Origin of the sequence: Saccharopolyspora hattusasensis, from assembly GCF_050972075.1 — a bacterium.
GTDB classification, from domain to species: Bacteria; Actinomycetota; Actinomycetes; order Mycobacteriales; family Pseudonocardiaceae; genus Saccharopolyspora; species Saccharopolyspora hattusasensis.
The window spans coordinates 5352311-5372259 of sequence record NZ_JBPCDC010000001.1 but is presented as its reverse complement, the minus strand read 5'-3'; the positions used below and the strand labels follow the sequence as shown (position 1 = coordinate 5372259).

The 19949-nt window shown below is 67.9% G+C and carries 23 protein-coding genes and 2 pseudogenes; 12 read left to right on the top strand and 13 right to left on the bottom strand.

Annotated elements, in window-relative coordinates; all coding sequences use genetic code 11:
- Positions 1-75 precede the first annotated feature (75 nt).
- The 4 genes and pseudogenes from ACRXBZ_RS25635 to add form a co-directional block, all read right to left on the bottom strand.
- Positions 76-235 (bottom strand): annotated as a pseudogene (locus ACRXBZ_RS25635) (M15 family metallopeptidase); the annotation flags it as partial.
- A 192-nt stretch (positions 236-427) separates the two neighbouring features.
- Positions 428-1333 carry a transposase gene (locus ACRXBZ_RS25630; RefSeq protein ID WP_433881258.1) on the bottom strand — a complete coding sequence of 302 codons (906 nt, stop codon included), beginning with the start codon at positions 1331-1333 and terminating at the stop codon, positions 428-430.
- Positions 1334-1490: 157 nt separating this feature from the next.
- A complete protein-coding gene (locus tag ACRXBZ_RS25625; protein ID WP_433881257.1) occupies positions 1491-2531 on the bottom strand; it encodes an NAD-dependent epimerase/dehydratase family protein in 1041 nt (346 codons plus the stop codon).
- A 78-nt stretch (positions 2532-2609) separates the two neighbouring features.
- A complete protein-coding gene (gene add / locus ACRXBZ_RS25620; RefSeq protein WP_433881256.1) occupies positions 2610-3644 on the bottom strand; it encodes an adenosine deaminase in 1035 nt (344 codons plus the stop codon).
- A gap of 333 nt (positions 3645-3977) precedes the next feature.
- Between add and ACRXBZ_RS25615 the strand changes: the two genes are divergently transcribed.
- From ACRXBZ_RS25615 to ACRXBZ_RS25575, 9 genes are all read left to right on the top strand, one after another.
- Positions 3978-5066, top strand: a complete 1089-nt coding sequence (locus ACRXBZ_RS25615; RefSeq protein ID WP_433881255.1) for a recombinase family protein — start codon at positions 3978-3980, stop codon at positions 5064-5066.
- Positions 5063-5461 (top strand): hypothetical protein, encoded by a 399-nt coding sequence (locus tag ACRXBZ_RS25610; RefSeq protein ID WP_433881254.1) that lies wholly within the window; start codon positions 5063-5065, stop codon positions 5459-5461. The genes ACRXBZ_RS25615 and ACRXBZ_RS25610 overlap by 4 nt, the downstream gene beginning before the upstream one ends.
- Before the next feature lie 148 nt (positions 5462-5609).
- Positions 5610-5834: a helix-turn-helix domain-containing protein gene (locus ACRXBZ_RS25605; RefSeq protein WP_433881253.1), complete on the top strand. Its 225-nt coding sequence runs from the start codon at positions 5610-5612 to the stop codon at positions 5832-5834.
- Positions 5835-6026: 192 nt separating this feature from the next.
- Positions 6027-7283 carry an IS701 family transposase gene (locus ACRXBZ_RS25600; protein ID WP_433881252.1) on the top strand — a complete coding sequence of 419 codons (1257 nt, stop codon included), beginning with the start codon at positions 6027-6029 and terminating at the stop codon, positions 7281-7283.
- 132 nt (positions 7284-7415) lie between these two features.
- Positions 7416-7685: a hypothetical protein gene (locus tag ACRXBZ_RS25595; RefSeq protein WP_433881251.1), complete on the top strand. Its 270-nt coding sequence runs from the start codon at positions 7416-7418 to the stop codon at positions 7683-7685.
- A gap of 226 nt (positions 7686-7911) precedes the next feature.
- Entirely contained in the window at positions 7912-8175 is a 264-nt protein-coding gene (locus tag ACRXBZ_RS25590) for a hypothetical protein (protein WP_433881250.1), read from the top strand.
- Positions 8176-8319: 144 nt separating this feature from the next.
- Positions 8320-9012, top strand: a complete 693-nt coding sequence (locus ACRXBZ_RS25585) for a phage major capsid protein (protein ID WP_433883970.1) — start codon at positions 8320-8322, stop codon at positions 9010-9012.
- 105 nt (positions 9013-9117) lie between these two features.
- Entirely contained in the window at positions 9118-9507 is a 390-nt protein-coding gene (locus tag ACRXBZ_RS25580) for a hypothetical protein (protein WP_433881249.1), read from the top strand.
- 88 nt (positions 9508-9595) lie between these two features.
- The gene (locus ACRXBZ_RS25575; protein WP_433881248.1) at positions 9596-9808 is read left to right on the top strand and encodes a hypothetical protein; all 213 of its coding nucleotides are present in this window, start codon (positions 9596-9598) and stop codon (positions 9806-9808) included.
- 27 nt (positions 9809-9835) lie between these two features.
- Here the strand turns inward: ACRXBZ_RS25575 and ACRXBZ_RS25570 are convergent, their stop codons facing one another.
- The 4 genes from ACRXBZ_RS25570 to ACRXBZ_RS25555 are packed head-to-tail and all read right to left on the bottom strand — an operon-like array spanning position 9836 to position 11763.
- Entirely contained in the window at positions 9836-11005 is a 1170-nt protein-coding gene (locus tag ACRXBZ_RS25570; RefSeq protein ID WP_433881247.1) for a methyltransferase domain-containing protein, read from the bottom strand.
- Entirely contained in the window at positions 11002-11127 is a 126-nt protein-coding gene (locus ACRXBZ_RS25565) for a hypothetical protein (RefSeq protein ID WP_433881246.1), read from the bottom strand. Before ACRXBZ_RS25565 ends, ACRXBZ_RS25570 begins: the two co-directional genes overlap by 4 nt.
- 29 nt (positions 11128-11156) lie before the next feature.
- A complete protein-coding gene (locus ACRXBZ_RS25560; protein ID WP_433881245.1) occupies positions 11157-11594 on the bottom strand; it encodes a hypothetical protein in 438 nt (145 codons plus the stop codon).
- Between the two features lie 43 nt (positions 11595-11637).
- Positions 11638-11763 carry a hypothetical protein gene (locus ACRXBZ_RS25555; protein ID WP_433881244.1) on the bottom strand — a complete coding sequence of 42 codons (126 nt, stop codon included), beginning with the start codon at positions 11761-11763 and terminating at the stop codon, positions 11638-11640.
- 158 nt (positions 11764-11921) lie between these two features.
- Here ACRXBZ_RS25555 and ACRXBZ_RS25550 point away from each other — a divergent pair, with 158 nt between their 5' ends.
- From ACRXBZ_RS25550 to ACRXBZ_RS25540, 3 genes and pseudogenes are all read left to right on the top strand, one after another.
- The gene (locus ACRXBZ_RS25550) at positions 11922-13040 is read left to right on the top strand and encodes a helix-turn-helix domain-containing protein (protein WP_433881243.1); all 1119 of its coding nucleotides are present in this window, start codon (positions 11922-11924) and stop codon (positions 13038-13040) included.
- Between the two features lie 178 nt (positions 13041-13218).
- Entirely contained in the window at positions 13219-13341 is a 123-nt protein-coding gene (locus tag ACRXBZ_RS25545; protein WP_433881242.1) for a hypothetical protein, read from the top strand.
- Positions 13342-13659: 318 nt separating this feature from the next.
- Positions 13660-13818: pseudogene (locus tag ACRXBZ_RS25540) on the top strand (phosphotransferase); the annotation flags it as partial.
- A gap of 296 nt (positions 13819-14114) precedes the next feature.
- On the opposite strand, the gene ACRXBZ_RS25535 reads toward ACRXBZ_RS25540, so the two are convergent.
- From ACRXBZ_RS25535 to ACRXBZ_RS25515, 5 genes are read right to left on the bottom strand one after another with little or no spacing between them, the layout of a single operon-like run.
- A complete protein-coding gene (locus ACRXBZ_RS25535; RefSeq protein ID WP_433881241.1) occupies positions 14115-14879 on the bottom strand; it encodes an SDR family NAD(P)-dependent oxidoreductase in 765 nt (254 codons plus the stop codon).
- Positions 14880-14926: 47 nt separating this feature from the next.
- Positions 14927-16471 (bottom strand): AMP-binding protein, encoded by a 1545-nt coding sequence (locus ACRXBZ_RS25530; protein WP_433881240.1) that lies wholly within the window; start codon positions 16469-16471, stop codon positions 14927-14929.
- 35 nt (positions 16472-16506) lie between these two features.
- A complete protein-coding gene (locus ACRXBZ_RS25525; protein WP_433881239.1) occupies positions 16507-17358 on the bottom strand; it encodes an enoyl-CoA hydratase in 852 nt (283 codons plus the stop codon).
- On the bottom strand, positions 17355-18896 hold the full coding sequence (locus ACRXBZ_RS25520; protein ID WP_433881238.1) for an AMP-binding protein: 1542 nt from the start codon (positions 18894-18896) through the stop codon (positions 17355-17357). Before ACRXBZ_RS25520 ends, ACRXBZ_RS25525 begins: the two co-directional genes overlap by 4 nt.
- 13 nt (positions 18897-18909) lie before the next feature.
- Positions 18910-19887, bottom strand: a complete 978-nt coding sequence (locus ACRXBZ_RS25515; RefSeq protein ID WP_433881237.1) for a polysaccharide deacetylase family protein — start codon at positions 19885-19887, stop codon at positions 18910-18912.
- Positions 19888-19949 lie beyond the last annotated feature (62 nt).

Here is a 19949-nt window from a genome sequence, read left to right as displayed (position 1 = left end):
TTTACCGGCTCAACTATATGTGATGGGAAAGTCAAAATACGTGTCTGGATAAGGTTCGTCATTCAGCGCGTAGTGCTACCACTCGCAGTCGTAGCGATCAAAACCACAGTCCTCCATTGATGAAACAAAGGTATTGACGGTTTTTCGATTCGACTGCCGTGATTCCTGATGCTCCATGATGTGAGACTGGATCCATCAGATCATGATCATCGCCCATGGGAGCAGGTTCACCGGTAAACATTCACGTAGCTGATTGTGGGCATGATGGGTCCGCTGTGGACCATGAGTGAAGTGTGCGGCGGCTCAGGCAGGTGCCTGGCTCGGTTGTCGCCAGGGATTGCCGGTGAGGGCCCGGCGTAGGCTCTTCGCTGTTTTGCGTGGGTAGGTAGCTTTGCGTGATGCCGTGGTTACCGACCGTGGTTACCAGTCATGTGGCCGCGGGGTTGGTGACTGTGGGTAGTGGGAGTTTGCCGGCGATGAGGTAGGCGATGCTGATCATCTTGTTCTTGTTGCGGTATCCGCGGGCGCGGGCCTTGGCGCCTTGGATGAGCGAGTTGGTGCCTTCGAGTAGTCCGTTGGAGGCGCGGGAGGCATGCCAGGCGATGATCCCGTCCCAGTGTCGCCGGACGAGGTCGACGAAGTCCTTGATGGGTTGCAGGCGGGAGCGTTTGGCACCGGCGCACCAGCCGTGCAGGTACTCGGCGGCGTAGCTGGGGTCCTGGTTGTAGAAGGCTTGGAAGTCTTCCCGCCAGCGCAGAGCGCGCGCGGTGGCCAGTCGCGCCGACGGCCGCATCAGCTGTTGCAGCTCGCGGCGCTGCGTGACCGAGAGGTTGGACCAGTTCTTCAGCCACAGCCAGCGGGTGTGCTTGAGCTCGGGACGGGTGGCGATCTCGGTCCGCCGTACCGCGTCAACGGCCTCGGACAGCTTGGCCGCCAGGTGATACCGGTCGAAGGTCAGCCGCGCGTGGGGTAAATGTTCGCAGATGCCGGCGATGAACGCCGCACTCATGTCCGAGCTGGTGGTGTGCACCTTCTGGGGGTCGCCACCGTGGGCGGCCAGATCCGCGGCGAACCGCTGGACCGTGGCGGCGTCGCGGCCTTCGGTGGCAAACAGCACCCGGGCGGTGTCCAGATCAGCGAACAGGCTGATGCACGTCACCAGTGTACGATGCTCTACCGGGTCATCGGGAGACTGCGGCCGGTCCTTTTGGATGCGCGGGGTGTTGTACCAGCCATCGATGTAGCTGAAGGTCGCGTTCTCGGCCTCGTCTCGGGTGCGCCAGGAGTTCCGATAGACCAGTTCGATCTTCAGTGCGCGAGTTGCGATCCTCACCGGCCCTTGTAGGCCGGTGCCACTGGACTGGAACACGAAAGCCCTTGCTGCGCAAGGGTTGCGATCCTCACCGGCCCTGGCTGGCCGGTGTACTGGCACCGTCACGTATTTCACCGTCGTGAATTCGCCGTGGCGAGGCGGCTCCGAGCGGGTGTGTTCAGCGCCGGTGATGAGCGGCGCTCGATGTGTAGCCCCCTGCGGGGACGGAGTGGTAGCCCTTGGCTCCCACCGCGCGGGCGAGTGGGCTGCGCGGATCTTCGTCGGCGGCGATGAGGTCGAGGACATGGCGGAAGTCGTAATGGGGTGTCCAGCCAAGTTCGACGCGTGCGCGTTCGTTGACGTAGACGCGGTCGAGCTGGGGAAACAGCATCCAGCCTCGCTGGGTGTACTCCCGGTCAATGTCCGGGAAGAGGCGGCGTACCACTGCGGTGGCATCCTGCCCCAGCTCGGCGAGATCGTCCGGGCTGAACGGGGTGGTGGCGCTGATGATGTAGCGCCCGAAGCCGAGTTGCGGTGCTCGTTCGGCCGCCAACAGGTGGGCATTGACGACGTCCTGGAGGTCGACACGGCGGTAGAGATACTCGTTTGCTTTGACATTGGCGTCGGTGTAGCGGGAGCGGACGTCGTCGCGGTCGTCGAGCCCAGGGAAGAACCGCGAGGTGCGCAGCACGGCCACGGGTAAGCCGTGCTCGCGGTGGATGAGTTCGCAGAGGTTTTCGGCCGCAACCTTGGTTACGCCGTAGATGTTCTTCGGAATCGGTTTGACGTCCTCGGTGATCCAGGCGGCCGGTGCCCCCGGAGCGGGGGTCAGCGAATGTCCAAAGGCGCTGGTGGTGCTGGTGAACACGAAGCTCTCGACACCGGCTGTGACAGCCTCCTCGAGCAGTACCAGCGTGCCGGCGATATTCGTGTCGACAAACGCCTGCCGCTCGTGCGAGCCGACATGGGGTTTGTGCAGCGTCGCGGCGTGTAGGACGACGCCGACACCGTGCAGGCACTCGCGGACCACCTCGCGGTCGGTGATCGACCCGACCACGGTTGTGAAAGATGAATCGTGGGCATCAACTCCCACAACCTCGCGTCCCCGCTCGCGCAAAACCCGGGCCATCGCCTCGCCGAGATGCCCGGCACTGCCGGTTACGAGAACTTTCTGACCAGCCACAGCGTGATCGTGACGGCCACTTATAGACGAGATCATGAAGTCTCCCGATGCGTGATCGCCTGATACGGACGCTTCTCAGTAGTTGCGCGGCCACCGCATGTCCTTGCTGGTTGGTCATGAAGCTGCATCGTGCTGCGCCGCGGTGGCGTCGATTTCGGCAACCAGGGCGGTTTTGCGTGCCGGTTCCAGGAAGCTGGCCTGCACGCCGTTGCGGGCGAGCTGGGCCAAAGCTGCGGGACCGAGCCCCATCCGGCTTGCGGTGCGGTACTCGCCGGTGAGGTCGGTGCCAAACATCGGTGGGTCGTCAGAGTTGAGGGTGACCAGCAGTCCCTTCTCGAGCATCCGCGGCAACGGATGTTCCTCCAACGAGGCCACAGAGCGGGTGCACAGGTTCGACGTCGGCGAGACGTCCAATGGCAGCTGCTGCTCCCGCAGGTAGTCGACCAGAGCGGGATCGCGCATGCTGCCAATGCCGTGGCCGATACGGTCCGCACCGAGAGCGTGGATCGCCGACCACACGCGGTCTGGGCCTTCGGTTTCCCCGGCGTGCGGCAGGCTACGCAGCCCGGCAGCGCGGGCGCGGGTGAACAGGTCGGCGAATGGTTCGCGGTCGACTTCCAGCCCGCCGATGCTGAAGCCCAGCACGCTGGCCGGGCCGTGTGTCAGGACTGCGTCCAAGGTGCGCTCTCCAGCTGCGACACCGAAGTCACCAGGAAAGTCCGGTACCCACCGGATGGTGATGTCGTGTTCGGCTTCGACCTGTGTGCGGCCCTGTTCGAGTCCGGCGAAGACGACCTCGGCTGGGATGCCGCGTTCGAGGTGGTCGCAGAGGCTGAAGTTGACCTCGGCGTAGTGCACGTTCTGCCGCGCGAGACTACGGATGGTCTCTGCGGCCAGCAGCGCGAAGTCCTCGGCATCGCGCAGCACCTGAACCGCGTGCCGGTAGACCTCGAGGAAATGGGGAAAGTCGCGGAACTCGTACCAGGAACGGATCTCCTCCAGCGAGCGTTGCAGATCGCTGAGCTGGTGCGAATCGGCCAAGGTCAGCAGCGTTTCCGGCTGCAGGGATCCCTCCAGATGCACATGCAGCTCGACCTTGGGCAAGGCGGCGATGAAGTCCTCGAGCGAAGACGCCGAGGTCGCGGTCATGTCTGATTCCTCCAACGGTCAGCTCCCACCGCATATGCCAGCGTGCCTGGCGTGCGGTGAGGCGGAATGTGGACAGCGAGGGGAATCCAGCCCGTTACCAGGCGAGATCGCCGCGTTCGTGATCCTGACCGTAGAGAGGAAGTGCAGGCACCAGCCACCCAGCAACGCTGTTGGAAGGCGCCCGAGTCAACACACTCGCATGCTAGATCACTTCTCGATCCCCGTCGACTCCGTAACGTGAACGTCAGATGCAGAACTCGTTGCCCTCGGCAATGGTTCGCCTTTGACACTCCAAATGTGAGCAGGAGTGCGAGGCCGAAAACGGCCGATGTGGTGGCCGGTTCCGAGGGTGACCGGCGGTTGCGTGCGGTGATCTATGTCCGGATTTCCAAGGACAAGGTTGGCGCGGGGCTCGGGGTGGAGCGGCAGGAGAAGGATTGCCGGGCTCTGGCCGAGCGGTTGGGGTGGCTGGTGGTCGCGGTGTTCGTGGACAACGACATGTCCGCGTACTCGGGCAAGCCGCGCAAGGACTACTCGCGGATGCTGGCGTTCCTGCGGGCGGGCAGGGCGGACGCGGTGCTGGCCTGGCACACGGACCGGTTGCACCGGTCGCCGACCGAGCTGGAGGAGTACATCACGGTCTGCCAGGACCGGGACGTGCCGACGCAGTGCGTGCGGGCCGGGACGCTGGACCTGTCGACCGCTAATGGCCGGATGCAAGCCCGGATCGCTGGAGCCGTTGCGCGGCAAGAGGTCGAGCACATGTCCGAGCGCATCCGGGACGAGAAGGCGCACGCCGCCGCCGGGAAGTGGCTCGGTTCGCCGCGCCCGTTCGGGTTCCGGTTCCTGTTCGATGTCCCGGAACCGCCGCACAAGGTGACCGGGGTGGAGCTGGAGCCCGCCGAGGCCGACGCGGTACGGGACGGGGTGGCCCGGGTGCTGGCGGGCGAGTCCTGCTACGCGGTGACGAAGTTGTGGGAGGGCAGCTTGCCCACGGTGCGCGGCGGGAAGTGGACGCAGCAGAACGTCAAGCGGACGCTGTGCCGGGCGCTGAACGCCGGTCTGGTGGAGCACAAGGGCGAGATCGTCGGTACGAGCGACTGGCCCACGATCATCACCGAGGAGGAGCTGTACCGGGTGCGGGAGCTGCTGTCCGACCCGAAGCGCACCACCTATTCCGGGGTGCGCTCATTGAAGTGGGTCGGGTCGGGGCTCTACCGGTGCGGGGTGTGCGGGTGGGACCTGCGCTCGGCGAGCGTGACGAACCGGGACGGGTCGGCCCGCCGGATGTACCGGTGCCGCTCCACTCGGCACGTCAACATCAACGGCGAACCGATGGACGCCTACGTGACCGAGGCCGTGTGCCGCCTGCTGGACGCCGAGGGCCGGGGCTGCTGCCCGACTCCGACCGGCAGACCGTGACCGCTCTGCGGGCCAAGGTGGCCACGTATCAGCTCCGGCTGGAGCAGCTGGGCGACCTGTACGGGGACGGCGAGATCACCAAGGCCGAATGGTTGCGGCAGCGGGCACGGGTGGCGGACAAGCTGGAGGCCGCCACTGCCGAACTCGACGCGACCGGCGCGGGCTCGGTGCTGGATGGGGTAGCGAACGCGGCCCGGCCGAGCGAGGCGTTCCGGGCGCAGAGCATCGCACGGCAGCGGGCGATCATGGACGCGGTGATGACCATCACCGTCGGCAGGGCCAAGCCCGGCCGCCTGCCGCGCGGAGTGGAACTCGACTACGGCCGGATCACGCTGACACCCAAGACCCCGGCGACCAGCGCCGACCCGACACCGGAAAGTGTCCCGGCCGCATAATTGCGAGGAGAATAGCCCGGCAGTGACATTAATTCACTGCCGGGCTTTCTTCGTATTTGATTGTTGATAAGCCTGTAATGGCCGTTCGACATTTGCTAACTTGACATCACTCAACCCGCCCGCGCTCTTTCTTTGGAAGGTGGAACGGATGTCACCGCTTGCTGAGGGGTTGCGCTCGGCGCGCGAGGCCGCCGGACTGTCCCGGGAACAGGTGGCCATCCACATTGGACGATCCTGGCAGGCTGTCCGGGGCTACGAGCGGGGCATGTGGACCCCGCCGCTGGACCGGCTCCAGGCGCTCGCCGCGCTGTACGGGGTGACGCTGGATGACCTGGTGAACGGCAAGCCGGGGGTGTCACCCGACGCCGCGTGAGCACCCCGCCGCCCTGCCCGTCGCCGAGGCGCACCTACGCCGGACGCTGGCCCGGTTCCCTCCGCTGAGCCCGGAGCAACGCGCCCGGGTCGCCGCACTGCTGACCGAACCACGCAACCCCCCTCCGCGAATCCGGTCACCGACCTAATAGGGCTTTGTTAGTTGTTGATCAGGGTGTGCGATGATCTTGGTGTGCTGGCTGGAGAGCTTGATCAGGTCCGGGACCGCTTGGAGGACTTCGCTGGGGAGTTGTTCACGTCGTTTGCGCGTCGTGAGCAGCGGCTCAACGGTGGGCTGTATCTGCGGGGGTTGATGCTGGACGGGCGGCGGAAGTCGATGCAGCCGATGGCCGAGCGTCTTAATGTTGATCATCAGCGGTTGCAGCAGTTCATCACGTCCTCGACGTGGGATTACGCTGCGGTGCGGCGACGGTTGGCCAAGCGTGCGGTCGATGTGGTGGCACCGGATGCGTGGGTGCTGGATGACACCGGCCATGAAAAAGACGGGGATGCCTCGCCGGGGGTGGCGCGGCAGTACACCGGCACAGCGGGCAAGGTCACCAACTGCCAGATCGCGGTGAGCTTGCACGCGGTCACCGACGTCTGCTCGTCGGCGTTGAACTGGCGGCTGTTTCTGCCGGAGTCCTGGGATGACGACTGCGCGACCGGCGCCGAGGCCGAACGCATCGCCGTCCGGCGGGCGCGGTGCGCGATCCCGGCGGAGGAGGGGCATCTCCCGAAATGGCGTCAGGCACTGGACATGATCGACGAACTCGCCGCGTGGGGACACACTCCGCCGGTGCTGGTCGGCGACGCGGGTTACGGGGACAACGCGACCTTCCGGGGTGAGCTTGCCGATCGGGGCCTGTCGTATGTGATGGCCGCGAAAGCCTCGACCACCGCCCACCCTGCGGATGCCGTGCCGGTGACCGCCGCGTATAGCGGGCGTGGCCGCCGGCCCGTGCCTCGCTACCCGGACCCGCCGTCGACGCTGCGGGGGCTGGCACTGGCCGCGGGGCGCGGCAGTCTGCGGCGGGTGACCTGGCGTGAGGGCAGCAAGAAGACCGGTGGTAATCCCACGGCGAAGATGCGCTCCCGTTTCCTGGCGCTGCGCATCCGGCCCGCCAACCGCGATATCCCCAAAGACGCAGGCGGCAACCTGCCGGAATGCTGGCTGGTGGCCGAATGGCCGCCGCATCAGCCCGCGCCCACCGACTACTGGATCTCCAACCTGCCCGCCGACACCCCGATCCGCACGCTGGTGCGGTTGGCCAAGATCCGCTGGCGCATCGAACACGACTACCGCGAACTGAAAATCGGCCTGGGACTCACCCATTTCGAAGGACGCTCCTTCACCGGCTGGCACCGCCACGTCACCCTCGTCTCCGCCGCGCACCTCTTCCTCACCGAACTCAGGTTGACAAGCCCAAAAGCACCTGGGGCGGCCTGACCCTCTACAAGATCCTCCATGGACTCCAGGTACTGCTGGCCACCTGGACAGGCCGATGCCCCACCTGCCACCAGAAACCACCACGACGATCTAACAAAGCCCTACTAAAACGTGACCACACAACGAGAACCGTTGTCCGCCGAGGCGCAGCGGGCCGCCCGGCTGGACGCGCTGGCCGCGTTCCGGGCCGCGATCCGGCACGACCCGGACGGGCTGGCCGCGATCGTGGCCGCCAACCGGGCCGACCCGTTGCCGCTGGTGGCCGCGATGGCCGATTACTGGTGGTCCTCAGCGCGGGTGTCCTATGCCGGGGCCGCCGACGCCGACCCGGCGACCGCCGCCGAGTACGTGCTTGATCACCACATCCGCACCTTGACCGAGCAGGAGGGACCGACCGCATGACCGAGCCGACCACCGACCCGGCCGCCGAGGACAACGAGCGCCACCGCGCCGAGCCCGGACAGCGGCCCTGAGATCGCCGCAGACGGCCCGCAGGAGACCGGGGCGGGAGGAGACCGGCGAACCGGAGCAGGGCGGCGAGCGAGCCAACCGGCAGGCCGCCCGGTATCGGCGGGAACTGCGCGAGGCGCAGGCCGAGCGAGACCGGCTCGCCGATCAGGTGACCGCCATGCGGCAGGCCGAGGCCGAACGGCTCGCCGGGGGACGGTTGCACGACGGGGCCGACCTCTGGCGGGACGGGCTGGAGCTGTCCGACGTGCTGGCCGAGGACGGCACCGTGGACCCGGACCGGGTACGGGCCGCCGCCGATGAACTCGCCGAGGCACACCCGCACTGGCGGCGCGGCCCGAAACCGGACCCCTCGCAGGGGTACCGGGGCGGGGTGGCCGAGGAGCACACGGCCACGTGGTCGGGGTTGCTGCGGGAACGGTGATCACCTAGCCTCGCGGGCAGCCGAGCGGTTCCCGGTAGGGCCGGTCCGTTCGAGCCCGTTAGCTCCAGGCGAGCACTCGACCAGCGCTAGAGGCGCGTCGATCGTCCACACGCCACCTTTCGGCAGCCTGGAGCTGATCACGCGCTGACCGCGCCGAACACGAACCCGCTTCTCACCACCACACCGCCGACCGGCCCCGCGCTCACCCCGCCCGACCGGGCCGCGCTGGTCCTGCTCCCGCTGGAGCGAACCTCCCTCGCGCTGCGCACCGCCACCGTGATCAAGACCGGCCGATCCCGGGTGTCGGTGCCCCGGCTGTCCGAGGACGTTCCCTCCGTCTGGACCGCCGAGGGCGAAGAGATGACCCGAGGTGACCCGACCGTGGATGAGCTGGTGCTCACCCCGGCCAAGGTCGCCGGGCTCACCGTGCTGTCCCGGGAACTGGCCACCGACTCCGACCCGGCCGCCGCCGAGATGACCGGCGAATCCCTGGCCCGCAGTCTCCGGCGCACCCTGGACACCGCGTATCTCACCGACCCGGGCACCGGTATCCCGTCAGTCGGCGTGCTCACCACCCCCGGGATTCAGACCTGGGCCATGACCGCCCTGTCCAACCTGGACGTGATCTCCGACGCGGTGAACGCGATCCTCGCCGCCGACGGCACCCCGGACGTGATCACCCTCAGCCCCGCCATGTGGGGCCGGGTGTGGAAGGTCAAGGCCAGCACCGACAGCGCAGTACCCGTGCTCGGTTCACCCGCCGGGGCCAGCGTGCAGCCCGGCACCACCACGCCACCCGGGCAGTCCGCAACCGGCGCGGCGCTGCCGACCCTGTGACGGGACCAGGGGGTTAACCCTCCCTCCCCGCGGCCGGCCGAATCGTCGGTCAGGCTCGCATGCGCGCCGACAGGAAACCGCAGGTCACCACGCGGAGAAACCACGATGATCATCCACTGTCGCCGCTGCGGGCAGCCGCTCGGCGAGCCCGCCGGGACCGGCCGCCCGGCCGCGTACTGCTCGGTCGGGTGCCGCCGTGCGACCGAGTACGAGATCCGGCGCACCGCGACCGCCGCCGAGCACGCCGAGGCCGAACACACCCGCTGGCGGCAGGCCGCCGCCGGGCTCGGCCCGCTGGCCGCCGCCCCGCCGGGGCACGCCGACCGTGAGGCCGCATGGTGGGCCGCCGAGGTCTCCCGGCTGGACGGCAAGCTGCGGGACCTGCTGGACGACCGGCCGACGGACCGGCCGTTGAATTCGTTTCAACACAGCCCACCGAGGACGTGTAACGGGCCGCGCCGGTCGCCCGATCTTCTGTGGACTACCCCGCAGTAATCGAGAAAGACCAGGTAAGCCCATGTCCGAAGGGCTTCACTGTTCCCCCGCCACCGGTCCGACCTACGGCCGGAACGTGGAACTCACCATGAGCACCCGCACCGCCGTCCTCGGCGGCGAATCCGTGACCTACCTCGGGATGCCGATCACCCGCGCCGTGCACGGCCACGCCGAGGAGTGGCTACCCGTGGGCGACGACCCAACCGAGGCCGACGACGAACACGCGATACAGCGACTGCACGCGGCCCTGTGCTGGCAACACGGCACCGCCGACAACGCGACGCGCCCCGGTCCCGCCTGAGCGGAACCGGGGCGCGCATAGCCGTTCTCAGCGGCCTGAATCGGGCGGCAGAGTGACGCTCTGCCTGTCCGGGGTGATGGTCCACTCCCACGCCGACAAGGGCGGTTCGCCGCGTCCTTGCCACCACCGGTAGGCCGCCTCGGCGGCATCCCACAACCGGCGCGGCCCGAACTGCCGGACCACGTACCGGCCCTCGCCCTCCGGGGCGACGCTGGCCCACGATCCGGACGACGGATCGGACAGCCACGCCACCCCGGGCCGGTCTTCGGTGCGTTCCCACACGTCGTACCGGCACCCGGGCAGGGCGACCGCGATCGGCCAGCGGTGATCATCGGCCAGCAGCGGCACCCACGGGGCCAAGTCGGTCCATGACTGGTCGGCCGAGTCGTCATCCCACCGCATAGTCCCGAAATCGGTCCGCTGGACGCGATGCGAGCGCATGTCCATAAAGGACACTTTCAGCCACTCCACCGCGTTCCCGGTCGCGGTGCCGTCCTCGCGGACGACGAACCGCACCAGTGGCCCGGTCGCCATGTCCGCCCGCATCGGGGCGACGATCACCCCGCCCGGGGCTGTGCGCTCGACCCACGAGTACGGCAACTGTCCAAGATGGACACCAGCGGTCGCGATGATCCGATCAAACCGGCGATCACCCGCGAGCCCGGCCGCCGCGTCGCCCTCGATCGTCTCCACCCGCTCATACCCGGCCGCGCGCAGGTTCGCCCGCGCCTGCCCGGCCACCTCCGGGTCAATCTCGACCGTGGTCACGTGCCCGGACCCGCCGACAATCTCCGCCAGCAGCGCCGCGTTCCACCCGGTCCCGGTGCCGATCTCCAGCACCGCGTTACCCGGCTGAGGCTCCAGCGCCCGCAGCATCCCCGCGACCACCGAGGGCATGGACGCCGAACTGGTCGGACGGTGACCGACCTCCGGCCACTCGGTCGCCCCGTCATCGAACTGCGTCACCAACGCCCGGTCCGAGTACACCGCCGACAGCCAGCGGTCCGGGTCGCTGGCCCGGTCCACCGCCACGTCCTCGGCCCCGTCGTCGCCGGGCTGATACCAGAACCGCCCCGGAACGAACCATTCCCGGGCCGCAGCAAGGAAAGCCGGGCGGAACTCGGCGGGCAAGGTGCCCGCCGAGTCCAGCTCGGCCACCAGGCCGCGCACCCCGTCCGGGGCGGCCACCTCGGTCACTTGGACCCCTGCTCGTACTCCTTGGGGTCGATGTCGTCGGACGTCTTACCGGTCTGCCCGTCCCGACCCACGTCGTGCCTGCCGCCGTCCGTGGTGCCGCCGTCGTTCTTGTCCTTGCCCACTGTCGTGACCTCCTTCGATTCCACTCACCCTAGGAACCCGCGCCGGTTGCGCGGAACCTTGCTCGCTCGCCCGGACCAACGGCCCCGGCCAGCGCAGTCGGCCGGATACTGACCGGCCGCCGTATCTCCATCGGCACCCCGCACCCGGGCACCGGCCGAAGTACCCCCATCGGGGCGTCCGGATGCCCCGGAGGGTCGATCGTGAGCACCGCCCGCAACGTCCACGCCGCCGAGGCGTGGTAGTGCCACGAGACCAACTCCGGGGCGAACACATCCGTACTCGGGAAAGTCGGCACCCGGTAGGCCGTCGCGTCCTCCTCACCGCGCAGGATCACTACATCCGCGCAGGTATCCCACTGGAACACGTGCGCCACCACCTCCGGCGCGTCCTTCGGGCCGAACACGTACAACATCCACCCCCGGCGGCGAAGCTCGGCCAGCAACTCGTCAACCTCGGAACAACTCACGCTCCGCCGCCTCCCGCCAGTCCTCGGCGTCGATCTCCTCCGCCTACTCGGCGGCCTGCCGACGCCTCCGCCGCTCCGCCTGCTCGCTCACCGCGAAGGCCAGCCCGCTTACCACCGCCGAGCCGACGACACAGCACGCCATGAGCGCCAGCGCTGCCATGAACGACATCCGGCACCCCTTCCCGTCGTGGTCGGGCCGACCCGGCCGGGCGGGGAGACTTCGGGGGAAAGTCGATCACCGGCGGCGGCCCCACCCTGTAGCCTCGTCATCACAGTGGGGTTATGTGAATGGGTTTGGCGACTACTGGCGTCTACAGATGGTGATCGGTGTCTGACCTCGGCGCGAACCTGCGGGCGGCCCGCGAGGCCGCCGGAGTGAGCCTGTCCGCGATGGCTGCCCGCACGCACTACAGCAAGCCGCTTCTCGGCCTGCTGGAGACCGGGAAACGGGCGATCAAGCCGGAGCACGTCACCGCGTACGCCCGCGCGCTGAACGTCTCCCTGGACACCCTGTACGGCCCGCCGGATGATCCGCTCCGGATCGCTCACGAGTGGCTGGGGGCCGACACCCCGGCCGAGGTCCACTCAGCAGCCGGGCGGCGCGTCGGGGCGACGCTGGCGGCCAAGTTGGAAGACCGCGTGATCGAACTTCGGCACCTTGACGACGTGATCGGCGGCCGGGACCTTTTTCCCTTGGTACGCAACGAACTCACCAGCGCTCAGAACGTCCTCAGCGAGGCCAGCTACACCGAGCGAACCGGCCGCCGCCTGCTGACCGTGCTGGGCGAACTCGCCCAGCTCGCCGGATGGGTCGCCAGCGACGCCGGGCACTACACCGAGGCTCAGCGCGTCTACCTCTCCGGGGTGTCCGCCGCCCGCGACGCGGGCGACCCCGCGCTAGCCGGGCAACTGCTGTCCAGCCTGAGCTACCAGATTGCCAACGTGGGCGATCCGGCCGACGCGGCGCTACTGGCCCGCTCGGCCGTCAAGGGGACCGAGGGCCGCACCACCCCGGTTGTCCGGGCGCTACTGCTGGAAAGGGTGGCCTGGGCCAGCGCACGCGCCCGGGACCGCGACGGCACCCAGCGGGCGCTGGACGCGGTGGACGACTCCTACGAACAGCGGTCCGCCGGGGTCGAGGAACCGGAGTGGGTCTACTGGCTGGACCGCAAGGAAATCGACGTGATGGCCGGGCGCTGCCTGATCGAATTGGGCGACCCGCTCACCGCCGAGCCGCTGCTGTCCGGTGCCATCGCGGCATACACCCCCGAGCACGCCCGAGAGGTCGCCCTCTACCAGACGTGGCTGGCTGAGTCGTACGCCCGCGCCGGGGTGTTCGACGCCGCACGGACGACGATCGACCGCGCCCGCAAGGCCGCGCGGGGAGTGAACTCGACCCGGTTAGACCTCCGCATCGGCGCAGTGGAGAACCTGTTACTCGCCTAGCCGACCGCTAGGCCAAACCCTCTTTGCCAGACTGATGTGAGACACCTCGTGTGAGTGCGGGGTTCCTGACCGAGGGCGGGATCGGAGATCCTGGTGCACGTGTCCACTTGGTAAACCCCCGGCGCCGAAACCGCTCTGCTCGAGAAGATCACCCACGCCGTGAAAGGACGCGCCGCTGATGACCAGCATGCCGCCTGACCTGGACGATCTCGATCTCGGCGGCACCGAGATCGAGACAGTTTTGCGCGCGGCGAGAAATCGCTGCTCGCCCTCGGACACCGTGACCAGCGACTCGTGGTGATCAAAGTATTGCGCACCGGCGAGGAGTTCTGGCGTGCGAAGTTCGACCACGAGATCCGGCACTACCAGGCCTTCACCACCCACCCACCGCCGGTGCGAGTACCGAGTCTGGTGCACACAGACAGGACCGCGGTACTGGTCGTCGAGCACCTGCCCGGCCCGGTGGTCGGCACCGACCGCTACCCCGAACACCCTTTGAAGGAAACGACACTGGCCGCGGTGCTGGACACGGTCACCGCCTTCGCACGGTGGAATCCTCCCGTAGGTGTACTGGCGCCGGTATTCAGCTATCCCGACCGTATCGAGCGTTACCCACCGCATGGGGTTCTTCGACACCGAAGACCGTGCCGCGCCGCACGCGTTGCTGAACCAGGTACCGCCACCACAGCAGGCCGGCCACGGCGACCCGCTGCCGTCCAACCTCCTTGTCACCGAAGCCGGACAGTGTGCGCTGCTGGACTTCGAATTCACCGGCCTGTTCCTGCCCGGCTTCGACCTTGCGATCCTGCACACCCTCCTCGCCACCACTCCCGGCGCCCAGGACCGAATCGACACCCTCGTATGCGATGCGGGGATTCAGGTGCCGTTCGTGATCAACCAGGCCATGGTGCTCTCCCCGCGAACTGCGCCTGCACACCCAACTACCCGAGAGCGATCTCCGCACGAGCAGACTCGCGTTGCTGCGGGGGCAGTGGGCCCCTCTCCGGCAACGACTGCACGCCGCGCGGTGATCGGCGATGCGGATCGCACCGGTGCACCGAAACCTGCACGCCGTCACTTCGGTGGCATTCGTAGGGCGCCGTCGAGGCGGATTACCTCGCCGTTGATCATCTGGTTGTCGATGATGTGTGCGGCGAGCGAGGCGAACTCTTCCGGTGTGCCGAGCCGGGGCGGATGGGGTACGCGCTGTTCGAGGGTTTTCCGTCCTTTGTCGGGAAGGCCGAGCATGAGGGGTGTGGCGAAGATGCCCGGGGCGATGGTGTTCACGCGGATCCCGTGTTCGGCCAGGTCACGCGCGGCGCTGAGCGTCAGCGCGGCGATACCGCCTTTGCTGGCGGCATAAGCGGCTTGGCCGATCTGGCCGTCGTAGGCGGAGATCGAGGAGGTCATGATCACGGCGCCTCGGTCGCCGTCGACCGGTTCGTTCGCGGACATCCGCGCGGCGGCGAGTCTGAGCATGTTGACCGTGCCGACGAGGTTGATGTCCAGCACCTGTTTGAACTCGTCGAGCGAGAGCGGGCCGCCGCTTCCCAGGATCCGCCCCGGTGTCGCGATCCCGGCGCACGTGATGACTACTCGCAGCCCGCCGAATTCCTCAGCGGCATCGAGTGCACGTGACACTCCCGCTTCTTCTCGAACATCGGCGGGCACGAAAACCGCGCGTTCTCCGAGGGCGTCAGCTAGCGACTGACCTGAGGAGCAGGGCAGGTCGGCGATGACGACCGAAGCGCCTTCGCGGTACAGGCGCCGCACGGTCGCTTCGCCGAGACCAGAAGCACCTCCAGTCACTACAGCCGCCGTTGTCGGATCAATGCGCATGTTTCTCCTGGAATCGCGTGGGTTTCGGAAGCTGGCGAGTGCGTTCGTCAGTCAGCGTGAAGCTCGCGCAGTTTGAACCGCTGCACCTTCCCGCTGGGTGTCTTGGGGAGCGCGTCCACGAACCGGATCAGTCGGGGGTAGGCATGGGCCGAGTAACGCTCGCGCACGTGCGCCTGAAGCTCCCGAACGAGGTCGTCTCCGGGCTCGGCACCTTCGAGGAGAACGGCATAGGCCACCACGATTTCGCCGCGCACACCGTCCGGGTCCTTCTGCCCCACCACGGCGACGTCGGCGACAGCGGGGTGGGTGATCAGCACGCTCTCCACGTCGAACGGTCCAATCCGGTATCCGGCGGCCAGGATGACGTCGTCGTCCCGTGCGGTGAAGAAGAAGTAGCCGTCCTCATCGACACGTCCGGTGTCGCCGGTGAGGTACCAGGCGCCGTCCCCGGTGAAGCGCTCGTCGGTGCGCTCGGGCTCTCCCCGGTACCCGGTGAACCAGAACAGCGGACTCTTGGTCGACACCGCGATCCGTCCGTCGACGACGTCGGCGACGATGCCCGGCAGCTGCTGTCCCATCGACGCGTCCTTGAGCGGACGTGCCACGTTCTCGTGCGCGCAGTTGCCGATGACCATGCCCAGTTCGGTCTGCCCGTAGTGGTCGCGGATCTCGACGTCGAGGGTCTCGCGCGCCCACCGCACGATGTCAGGTGTCAGTGGCTCTCCCGCCGAACACGCACGCCGCAGCCGCACGCCCTCGACGAGGCCGCTGCGGCCGATGGCCCGGTACATGGTGGGTGCACCGGCGAAGTTGGTCACCGCCTGCCGTCGCAGGACCTCCGTGGTGAGCTCGGGGGTGAATCCGGCGTCCACCAGCAGGTTGCGCCGGGCCGCGGCCAGTGGTGTGACGATGCCGTAGTAGAGGCCGTAGGCCCACCCGGGGTCGGCCGCGTTCCAGTGCACGTCGTCCGCCGTGACGTCCATGGCGAAGTGCATGTACGACCGGAACCCGGCTATCGCCCGTACCGGCACCGCAACGCCCTTCGGCCGCCCCGTCGTGCCGCTGGTGTAGAGCTGCAGGAATGTGCCGTCGCCGCCAACCGTCTCCCGCCCGGTGTGGGGTTCACGGTCGGCAGCGGCCCGCTCCAACTGGACGACGTCGAGTGCCGTGATCCCGGGAATCGGGTCGACCTTGGCACGCTGCGCGGGGTCGGTGATCACGAGCTCGGCGCCGGCCGCCTCGACGCGCAGCTGGACGGCTCCGGTGGCGAACGCGGTGAACAGCGGCACGTGGACCGCACCGAGGCGCCAGATCGCCACGAGCGTGACGATGAGTTCCGGTCGTTTTCCCATGAGCACCGGCACTCTGCTGCCGCGCCGCAATTCGTGGTCGGCGAGCACGGTGGCGAGTCGGCGGGAACGCTCGGCGAGCTCACCGAAGGTCAGGTCGTACGTCCGCAGGTCGGCGTCGACGAAGGTGAAGGCGACCGCATTCGGGTCGTGCCGGTCGCACAGCAGCCACGCGACGTCGGCGTCCCGTGCGTCGTACTCGGCGAGCCAACCTTCGATGGTTGGACGGATGTCGCTGGTCAACGCTGCCTCCCGCGGGCTGGTTCGGGATGGATTCGTCACGGCGCACGCTCCGGCGACTGGCGGGACAGCTCCCGGATCGTGTCGACACCACCGGGGTCGATGATGTCGCCGTGGCGGGAGAGGTTGTTGGCGTGCCCGGCGATGTGCAGGGCGAACGCCGACTCCAGCGCCACGTCCTGGCCTTGGGCGGCGAGGCTGTTGTTGACGCTGGACTTCGCCAGCCGCAGCGCGTACTCGGGCATGCGTGCGATCCGCCGTGCGAGGTCGAGGGTGAAGTCCGCGAGGTCGTCGTCGGGGACCACGTGGTTGACCATGCCCAGCCGATGTGCGTCCGCAGCAGTCACAGGAGCGCCGGTGAACAGCATTTCCTTGGCCTTGCGCGCGCCCACCTCCCACACGTGGGTGAAGTACTCCGCACCGTTGAGCCCGAATGCCGCTACCGGATCGGAGAAGGTCGCCGATTCGCCGGCCACGATCAGGTCCATCGGCCACAACAGCATCAGCGCTCCGGCGATGCACCGCCCGTGGGCCTGGGCGATCGTGGGTTTGGGCAGATCGCGCCACCGGCGGCACATTCCCAGATAGGCCTCGCATTCGAACGCGTGCCTGCCCTCGACCCCGTCGGCGTCGAAAGCGCCCTCGAGGGTGGCCACGGACGGCCCGGGAATCCTCGAGTCGCGTTCGTCGAGATCATGTCCGGCGGAGAAGTCGGGGCCCGCACCAGCCAGGATGATCACCCGGACTGTGCGGTCCCGGACCGCGATCGCCAGCGCCTCGTCGAGGTCGTAGAGCATCTGGGGGTTCTGCGCGTTGCGACGCTCGGGCCGGTTCAGCACCACCCGCGCGATACCGGTCTCCGGGCTCTCGAGAAGGACGGACGAACTCATGCAACCCCCTCGTCCCCGTTGTGCCCCGCCGCCTCGAGGTACTGCTGCTTGAGACGGCGCTTGAACAGTTTTCCGGTGTCCTCGCGCGGCAGCTCGTCGGCGAGCACCACTTCCCGCGGCACCTTGTAGCGCGCCAGGCGGGAGCCGACGTGGGTCCGGATCTCGGCCGGGTGGAGGATCGCGCCGGGGATCGGCTGGATGTGGGCGGCGAGCACCTCTCCCAGGTCGGGGTCGGGGATGCCGAACACGGCCACATCGGCGACCCCCTCAAGGTCGAGCAGGCACGCCTCGACCTCGGCGGGGTAAATGTTCACCCCGCCCGAGATGACCATGTCGTTGAGCCGGTCGCTGAGGTAGAGATAGCCCTCGTTGTCGAGGTGGCCGATGTCGCCGAGGGTGAGGTATCCGTCCCTTTCCATCCGACGGCGTTTGGGCTCGTCATCGATGTAGGTGAAGTCCGGCCAGCCGGTGAAGCAGCGCCCGTAGACGATGCCGTCCTCGCCCACCGGCTTGTCAGTTCCGTCCTCGCCGAGGATGCGCACATCGGCATCAAGGATCGGGCGCCCGACGGTGCCCGGACGGCTCAGGGCCTCCGCCGTGTCGCAGGCGGTGAAGGCACCCACCTCGGCGCCGCCGTAGTACTCGTGCACGATCGGACCCAACCAGCCGATCATGGCTTCCTTGACGTGCCGCGGGCACGGCGCGGCCGCGTGCACGATGGCCTTCAGCGAGGAGAGGTCGTAGGAACGCCGCACCTGCTCGGGCAGCTGCAGCAGCCGGTTGAACATCGTAGGAACCATCTGCACGCTGTTGACGCGGTGCTCCTGCACCAGCCGCAGGAACTCCTCGGCGTCGAAGCGAGGCATGATGTGCAAGTTCATGCCCAGCGCGACGGCGAAGGTGGCGTGCACGTTCGGAGCGGAGTGGTAGAGCGGCGCCGGGATGAGGGTCGTCTCGGCTGGAGCCAGGTGCCACAGCTTCGCGATGTTGGCCAGCAACGTCGGGCGGTCGGCCACCGCGACCGGGTCGCGGAGCACTCCCTTGGCCCGCCCGGTGGTGCCGGACGTGTAGATAACGCTCATCGGGGCGGCAGGTGAGGGTTCGGTGCGGGGTTCGTGGTCGTCGATGCGCTGCGACAGCGTCGGCCACCTTCCGGTGGACGGCTGTTCGGCCAGCCCGTAGGCGCACCGCACCCCGGGCGGTATCTCCGCCTCGATGATCGGCAGCCCGGGTGCGCTGGACTCCACGGCCGGCAGCAGGTCGGTGTGGACCACCGCGAGCCGGGAGCGGCTGTCGGCCAGCGCGTGTGCGAGGTCGTCCCCCGTCCAGTGCCAGTTGATCGGAACCGGGGCAGCCCCGACGAGCCCGACCGCGAGCGTCACCTCCACGAACGCGATGTCATTGCGCATGACAACGGCGACGCAGTCGCCCGGACCGATCCCGTCGGCGTTGAGGGCCGATGCCAGCCGCGCAGCACGGGTGCGCAGCGTCTCCAGCGACTGAGAAGTTCCGCCTGAGTGGATTCGCGGTTCGCTCATGCCAGGTCCCTTCTCAGTGGAAGTCGGCCGGAACCGGAGTGAAGGACACCCGGCGCGTCCACTCCTGGATCGCCCGGCCAAGAACCTCGTCGTAACTCATGCCCTCGATGGGAGCCGCCTTCTCCACCTCGGCGAGCACCGCCGGCGGAACATCCGGGATGGACACGCCCGCGTGCTCGGCCCACTTCTGCGTCGAGTTGCGGAACTGGCGGGTGGTCACCGGCGAACCGATCACGTTGGCAGGGTCGGCCATCGCCCGTTCCGAGGTGACGAACACGACGCCTTCCTCGGTGAGCCGACCGAGGATCCGCTCGATGGTCGCACCGGCGACCGTCGTGCCGTGGATCAGCATGATGTGCGCCGGTGAGCGGCCGAGCGCGGCAGTAGCCGCGGCTGCTTGGTTTTCGATCTGCTCGATCGCGGTGTCGACCAAGGTGTCCTCGATCCAGCGCTGCGCCGCCCGGTCCGTGAGCCGCAGGGCGCGGTCATAGGCGACCATGAACTGGGCGTCGTAGAACCAGAGCGTGACCGGGGAGGACAGGAACCCGTTTTGGCTCAGGTGCGTCTGGACCTGGCTCGTCTTGGTCGCGCTGTCGCCCTCCATGGCGAAGGCGTAGCGGAAGTAGCGCGACGGCGATGCCTCTATCCACCTGCTCAACAGCCGCTCGCTGGTCTCGATGTCGCGGAGGTAGGTGTCGACGTCCAGCCAGTTGAGGCTGATGTGCTGGTGCGTGTGGTTGCCGACGTAGTGCCCGGCGGCGCACCAGTCATCGAGGATGTCGAGCACGCGCGGATCTTCCTCCGTCGGCGCAGTGCTGTTGAAGGCGTAAACGCCGGGAACCCCATAGGCTTCAAAAGCCTTCATCATCTTCTTCGACACGGTGTGCGGACCATGCCCTTCGGGAAACGGGATCCCGGTCCACTGGAATTGGTCGTCCACGGTGACCGCGACTTCGAGGCCTGAAAGCAGACCGCCAGAAGATTTCGACATCGGACTCTCCTTTGGGTTCGAGCGAAACTCGTGCCATCGTTGCGACAGACTCAAGCAGTGCC